The following is a 1,249-nucleotide window of genomic DNA, read 5'->3' on the forward strand; positions in this document are numbered from 1 at the left end:
CAGACGGGGACCACCCTGCACGTCAACGAGGACCAGACGATCCTCGAGGTGGTGACCGGGGCCGGGGTCTACGTCTCCACGTCCTGCACCGAGGGCACCTGCGGATCGTGCGAGACGCCGATCCTCGAGGGGCGCGCGGAGCACCGGGACGTGGTCCTGTCCCCCGAAGAGCAGGAGGAGGGCAAGACCATGATGATCTGCGTCTCCCGCGCCGCCTGCCCCAAGCTCGTGCTGGACCTGTAGGGGCGGTCTCCGCCCCCCACACCAACTCAGGAGGATCCATGCTCCCCAGGAGCTACAGCGAGTTCTACATCGATGGCCGGTGGACGCCGACCGACTCCACCGAGACGTTCACCGTCATCTCACCGTCCACCGGAGAGGTGATCGGCCAGGTTCCCAGCGCGACCCGCGCGGACATCGACGCCGCGGTCGAGGCGGCACGGCACGCCTTCTACGAGACGGACTGGGCGAGTCGGCCCGTCGAGGAACGCGCCGCGCTGTGCGAGGCGCTCGCGACCAGGCTGTACGAGTCCAAGGACGAGTTGGCAGAACTCCTCGTCGACGAACTCGGGTGCACGCGCATGCTCGCGGACGTCTACCAGGCCACCGCGCCGACTCTGCACTGGAACTACAACGCGGAGGTCGGCCGGAACTACCCGTTCCAGGAGGTCCGCACCGCGGACCTCGGACCGCTGGCGGGCGGGTCCGCGGGCGGCATGATCATGCCGTACCAGACCCAGGCGCTGGTGGTGAAGGAGCCGGTGGGCGTCGTGGCGACCATGGTCGCCTACAACTTCTCCATGCCCGGCACCTCGCAGAAGGTCGCGCCGGCGATCATCGCGGGCTGCACCGTCGTGGTGAAGGTCCCCGAGCCCAACCCGCTCGCGGTGTTCGCCCTCGCGCAGATGGTGCACGATGTGGGGTTCCCGCCCGGCGTGATCAACATCGTCGCCGCGGGTGCCGAGCAGTCGGCCTACCTCGTGTCCCACCCGGACGTCGACATGGTGAGCTTCACCGGGTCGACCACGGTCGGATCGCACATCGGCCGCGAGTGCGGCTCGCTCATCCGGCCGGTCGTCCTGGAGCTCGGCGGCAAGTCCGCCGCGATCGTGCTCGACGACGCCGACCTGGACACCACGGTCCCCACCCTCCTGGGCGTCAGCGTGATCCCCAGCAGCGGCCAGAGTTGCGTGTGCCAGAGCCGCTTCCTGGTGTCCGAGGCCCGCCACGACGAGCTGGTGGAGCGGCT

Annotated in this window: 2 protein-coding genes; both read left to right on the plus strand. The window is 69.3% G+C overall.

Going from position 1 to position 1,249, the window contains the following annotated elements; translation table 11 throughout:
* On the plus strand, positions 1-243 hold a 243-nt coding region (locus B4M60_RS02495), incomplete at its 5' end, for a 2Fe-2S iron-sulfur cluster-binding protein (RefSeq protein WP_291079975.1).
* A gap of 38 nt (positions 244-281) precedes the next feature.
* On the plus strand, positions 282-1,249 hold a 968-nt coding region (locus B4M60_RS02500; RefSeq protein WP_291079977.1), incomplete at its 3' end, for an aldehyde dehydrogenase family protein.

The sequence above is a fragment of the Dietzia sp. UBA5065 genome (genome assembly GCA_002415925.1).
Taxonomy (GTDB): domain Bacteria; phylum Actinomycetota; class Actinomycetes; order Mycobacteriales; family Mycobacteriaceae; genus Dietzia.